The sequence below is a fragment of the Acetobacter sp. AN02 genome (assembly GCF_029759835.1).
Taxonomy (GTDB): Bacteria; Pseudomonadota; Alphaproteobacteria; order Acetobacterales; family Acetobacteraceae; genus Acetobacter.
Window position 1 is genome coordinate 1 of sequence record NZ_JAJJND010000122.1, and the last position, 5,375, is coordinate 5,375.

A 5,375-nucleotide genomic window follows, 5' to 3' on the forward strand; every position below is an offset into this window, starting at 1 on the left:
TCCGTAAAAGTGCCTGTTCCGTCTCCTTCTTCCATCCATACAATATGGGAAGTATTTCAAGATCTAACAGGCCCTAGCAATCAACGGTTGGTATTACTCTGAGAAATTTGCGTGTGGACAGAAGGTCGGTTAAACTGGATCCAATAATATGGATGTCAAAACACTCCATCTACCAATTACGTCAGAAACACATATTCATTGATAAAATTTCCTATGAATAAGGATCGTGTTTTTCCAATCAGAACCGAAAAATAGAATCACAGTATAGGCCTCAATACCAAGAGGCTTTTAACCCATCGAATTCCTCTTGTTATTTGATAAATTTATAAACAGAAGGAGATCTGACCCACCATGCTTGGTTGGCCAGTTCCATCATAGGAATATCTCCCCGTGTATCTCCATAAGCCAGAATGACAGGCGGGGGGCCTGAAGCTTGTTCCTTAAGAAAAGCCTGAATCCGGCGAACTTTCTCCTCTCCATGACAGTTCTTGTCCTTGAATCCGTCTGCGATCCTCCCGGCCAAATCACAGCGCAGGGACGAACAAAGCACTGCGGTCATACCCACAGATTTTGCCCAAGGCTGAAGATACAAATCCAGAGATGCGCTGACGAGAACACAGCAACATCCAGCATTCTGGTATCCGGCCAGACGCGCCATCATATACGGCTGGAGCATACTAGGGAGAATGGTTTTGGCAAAAGTTTGCCCTTTTTCCCTCAATACGGAGATATTTTCTCCTAGAAAGGCTGCGCTCAGTAGCCGTGTTTTGGCGACATCGTTTGGGATCAGACGCAGGGCGTATCCGACGAGCCAAGGGGACGCTTTTAAAAGAGTCTTAACCAGACCAATTGTTCCGAGTGCATAATGCAGAAAGGGGAGCAGGCTGTCCCGAGAGCTTAGTGTTCCGTCAAAATCGAACAAAACCAGTGATCCAGGAGGCACATCGGTATCTGTAATGAACTCAGAATTAGGCATTGATCAGGACCAGAAGTGCGATGATGAACCAGATTATTCCTGTGACAAGCATATGGCGATCGAACAGAACGTCTTTCGCGGTATCTTGTCCGCCATTACGTTTATGAAGCAGGAATAAATATCTGAAAATGCCGTATATTACAAATGGAACTGTAATTATAAGGTAATTTGTATGATGTTTTGATACTGTTTCTGGAGATACTGTGTAAAGACTATATGATATGATCGTGCACGCAGCGCTTATAGTCATAAACTGCTCGATCATTTCAGGTGTATAGTTTACAAGAACTTTTCTTGTTGAAAGTTTTTCATTTTTTTTACTTATTATGAGTGATCTGAGTTCTGCATACCTCTTGGCAAACCCGAGGAACAGGGTGAGCATAAGGCCACAGAGCAAAATCCAGTCTGATGTAACAATGCCAAGACCGAGCGTTCCGGTTAGAAGTCTCAGCATAAAACCAGTGGATATCAGGAAAACATCTATGACGGGTACGTGCTTCCACATGAAGGAATAGCAAAGATTGACGATGGCGTAGGACAGAACAAACAGAACCGCCCATTGGCTAACCAGGGCTCCCAAAACAAGGCCGGAGCAGGCGAGGCCTGCGGCTAATCCCCGCGCAACATTAATGGGGATTGCGCCACTGGCGACAGGTCGGCGACATTTCGTTGGGTGCAGGCGATCTGCGGCAATATCCAGAATATCATTGAAGCAATAGACGGCACTGGACATTGCACAGAACGCGGTAAAGGCTAGTGCCGTCCTGATCGCAAGATCTGCGGACCAATGTTCGGAAAACAGCGGACCGATAATAACGAAGCCATTCTTGAGATATTGATGCGGACGGCACTCAGCCACTATGTCTTTGAAACGCATACTAGCTCTAAATCCTGTTCTGCCTGAATATTTTGATATAACTGGTTCAGCTTTTTGTCGCCAGAAAGGGCTCTGTTGCACAATTCAGTCTATCGGCGTGAGAGGGATTCCGAGTGCTGTGCATTGGTTAAGGATAGCAACACGGATGTGAAATTTGGCGATCTGGCGGTCGAAATCGCGCGCTGTCAGACGCTGCCCCAGCAGCTTGATGCAGTACATCTTTGCCTCGACGTGACTTCGTCGATGATAATCGTTCTACCGTCTCCAGATAGTCCGTCCGAGATCCACGCTTCTTCAGTGCTGCGTTGTAGGAGGACCAGTTCGTCGTTTGGTAGCGCGTGGGGTTCGGCTTGCTCATCATATCCAGCTAACAGACTGAACTCAAACAGGGAATCCTTGGCCGGTATTTGCGCAACAAAGCCTACCAGCGTGGCAAAGACACCTTTCGGAAGCTCTTGCGCTGTGCGGGGATTTTCTGAGCCTAGATTAACGGGCCAAGCAACATGTGGCAGACTTCAGGTCTGTCACATGTTATGCACTTCTCGAAATGATAACGATACCTGCGCCAATGATCGCGATGCCGGCCAGACGTGTCGCGTTCACATGCTCATGCATGAAGAAATATCCAATCAGTGCAGTAATCAAGAAACCGATAGACGAGAGCGGATAGGCGAGACTGACTTCGGATGTGCGCAAAACGGTCATCCACGCACCGATACTCACCACGTAGCACAGCATGCCCCCGATGAACCACATGTTCATAATCAATGACAGGAGGAAACCCGGAACCGCGGCAATGGAAGATGGGATGATGCCAATCGTCAGCATCGTCTTGCGGAGAGCGATCTGAGCGAACGCAGTGAGCGTTACACTGAAAACAGCAAGACCAAATACAGATGGCTTCATCGGACACCTTTCAGGAATTGGAACGATCCCTTATCAGCCTTGGGATATTATCACAATTATGACAGGTCATTCGCAATCATGATGATCCATCCGTGCCCATTTTTCGCTTGATGGTAGAATGGGATATCCTTCGAACTCGCTTTCTTCCAGACCTTCTCGTTAGACGTGATCCCAATCACCCTGCACCCTAGGCGGTCACGTAGGAATCTCATGTCAGAAGCTTCGACATCTCCATTATAGAAGTCAGTGATGCGCCGCTGCACTTCATCGCTAAAGCCGGAAGGCCAATGCGCCGAAAATGACCGCATGTAGTCGTAGGATAAATAGCACGACTTGCGCTCTGTCATTAGCCCCCCCCCCACATTTACCGGCCATGACTCGGCGTCGCGATACAGTGAAGGGGATGTCAAGACACGATCCGTGGCCGATCCGGTATGTCGCAGTGCTAGCCAGTAGGCGTTTTCTACCCGTATCTTCACGAGGAGGGAGTCTCCCATTACATTGCGTTTGATCTCGTATATACCCCATGGGAATGAGGCCGTAATCAGCATGATACAGGGGATCACGGACATTCTGGGCATCAAGCCAGATCCATTTTTCTGGGCCAATATGGAAAAGTTCTCGGCCAGACCAGCGGCGGCAACCGCCATCATTGAGAGGATCGCCGGAATAGCAGCCCGCCATCCTAGATCATTGTTTGCGATACGGCTTTCCATCAGCCAGCTTACGGACAATGACATGATACTGATGCAGACCAGAGGAACTGCAACGTCCGGGCTGCGACGTATGGCACCTTTGGCTGACAGAAGAAAGGGGATGTAAATCCCGCCCATCGCCAGAGGCAGGAAAAGCACCCAGTAAGCAATATGGTTAAGTAGACTGGATGTCGGGACGAATGCGAGAACATGCCATGGGCGAATACCTATTGGAGGCTGTCCCGGCACGGCAGCCCCCATCTGCGATAGCAGAGAAGGGATCGCCAGAATGGCGGAACAGACTCCTATTGCGCACCATCCTATAATCACGCGACGTCTGGTTTCCCCTTTCGAGCGGGCGATCTCCCACAATGCGATAGGCACGGCGGATAAAAGGAACGCAAACCCGCCAACCCACGCTGACATTCCAAAACCGGCAGAGACAAGGATTGCTATCAGAATGATAGTTGTCCAGAACGACGATCTGGTCCTGACCAATCCGAGGCCTGTCGTAAGAAGCAGAGACAGGATAACGAGTGGTCCTGCCATCATGTGTTGCGGCACCCACGAGACCTGTTGCAGCCACGTTTCCAGTGAATGCTCAGCGCTTAGGATTCGCCAGATTGTCGGCCATGTGATGACCAGTGAAATGAATGGGAGAAGTGATGCGCTGATGGACAGCAACAGGCACCACCACGCTGATGAACGCTTCGTGACAGAATCACGGCTCAGGCTGACCGACAGTCCAAGAATAGTCAGAAGGGACACAAAAGCGGTAACTATTGTCATCGCCATGTCGCCTTCCCATGCCGAGGACAGTCCATGGTATAGGCAGGATGTGACGGCTGCGAGCATGTACCACAAGAAATAATAGGGAAAATGCCGATCTTCTCCGCCTACGTTGGCGAAGGGGTTTTTCAGAGGGAAGCCTTCAGCACGAAAACTCTGAATGATGTTAACCTTCACATGGTCTGTAATGGGACTGGCCAGTCGGAAGGTCTCTCCATGATTATGGAACTTCACCAGATCTACGCTGCCGGCGATGACACTGAGCATGCCAATGACAAAAAGATGGGGAGTGTAATCAGAAAAAAGAACACGGATGTCCGCCTTTATGTCTTCATAGCTCTTCGTTATACATTTGAAGATCGCCATATTGATAAACGTCGCTACGAGCAGTCCACTCCACGACTGAATAACACCGAAGCCGAGAAACCATGACCAAGGGATAAAGAACATGGCGATGAGAGCCACTCCGATTGCCGGTCCGAACATAATACGACCGGTAAATTTCTCGCGCGGAAATAGCACCACCCATGGAGAACCATTTAGGAATGCAAACACGAAAATCGTCAGAGCCAAGAGACTGCTGACGCTTCCGGAAGGGTAGAGAAGGTTATCCATAAAAGGCCTTGTTAGTGACGTGGAGGGATCGAAGAACCGTTGATTGATGTTCTTGGTGAGTAATTTCTGGGTTTTGGCGCTTTGATTGACGGTTTTTTTGGTCGCTTTTGATCTGCGTTTTGAGCGGATCGGTGGGTGTTACCCTCTGGATTGCTATGCTGCGGTACTGATCCGCTCCAGGAAGAGGAAGCGGCGCATATTGTAGACGATATTGGCCAGACCGATCCTCATGGTGGCCCGGGTGATACCGATAGTTCGGACGAACAAACCCATTTGCGATTTCTGATCGGCAAAGACGTGCTCGACGCGGGATCGGATCACCGACTTTCCAGCATTCGATTTCTGGATATGTTGGAGCATAAGCTTGAGATGCGGCTTTTTTCTGTGAACCTTTGAGACAAAACCCTGCTTTTCCATGAAGTCTTCGTTGGCTTTGGAGCGTGACGTGCCCCCTTTTTTGTATCCACTCAAAAGGAGAGTTCCCGTTTTTTATGGCTTGGGGTTGATGGGATGACAA

Annotated in this window: 4 protein-coding genes and 3 pseudogenes; all 7 read right to left on the bottom strand. The window is 49.2% G+C overall.

From position 1 onward, the window contains the following. Nucleotides 1–310: 310 nt before the first annotated feature. Nucleotides 311–976, bottom strand: a complete 666-nt coding sequence (locus LOC54_RS11095; protein WP_279313866.1) for an HAD-IB family hydrolase — start codon at nucleotides 974–976, stop codon at nucleotides 311–313. After that, nucleotides 969–1,853: a decaprenyl-phosphate phosphoribosyltransferase gene (locus LOC54_RS11100; RefSeq protein WP_279313867.1), complete on the bottom strand. Its 885-nt coding sequence runs from the start codon at nucleotides 1,851–1,853 to the stop codon at nucleotides 969–971. Before LOC54_RS11100 ends, LOC54_RS11095 begins: the two co-directional genes overlap by 8 nt. A gap of 84 nt (nucleotides 1,854–1,937) precedes the next feature. Continuing rightward, nucleotides 1,938–2,135 (bottom strand): annotated as a pseudogene (locus LOC54_RS11105) (IS5/IS1182 family transposase); the annotation flags it as partial. Further along, nucleotides 2,116–2,211, bottom strand: a pseudogene (locus LOC54_RS12390) (IS5/IS1182 family transposase); the annotation flags it as partial. The pseudogenes LOC54_RS11105 and LOC54_RS12390, both read right to left, overlap by 20 nt. A 173-nt stretch (nucleotides 2,212–2,384) precedes the next feature. Next, complete coding sequence (locus tag LOC54_RS11110) at nucleotides 2,385–2,759, bottom strand: hypothetical protein (protein WP_279313868.1); 375 nt, start codon at nucleotides 2,757–2,759, stop codon at nucleotides 2,385–2,387. Nucleotides 2,760–2,815: 56 nt separating this feature from the next. Next, a complete protein-coding gene (locus LOC54_RS11115) occupies nucleotides 2,816–4,816 on the bottom strand; it encodes a hypothetical protein (protein ID WP_279313869.1) in 2,001 nt (666 codons plus the stop codon). Between the two features lie 195 nt (nucleotides 4,817–5,011). Beyond that, nucleotides 5,012–5,299, bottom strand: a pseudogene (locus tag LOC54_RS11120) (IS5/IS1182 family transposase); the annotation flags it as partial. Nucleotides 5,300–5,375: the final 76 nt, after the last annotated feature.

What these genes read in the sequence shown, in the direction of transcription:
- LOC54_RS11095 (WP_279313866.1), bottom strand. Translation starts at nt 976, where the DNA reads ATGCCTAATTCTGAGTTCATTACAGATACCGATGTGCCTCCTGGATCA.
- LOC54_RS11100 (WP_279313867.1), bottom strand. Translation starts at nt 1,853, where the DNA reads ATGCGTTTCAAAGACATAGTGGCTGAGTGCCGTCCGCATCAATATCTC.
- LOC54_RS11110 (WP_279313868.1), bottom strand. Translation starts at nt 2,759, where the DNA reads ATGAAGCCATCTGTATTTGGTCTTGCTGTTTTCAGTGTAACGCTCACT.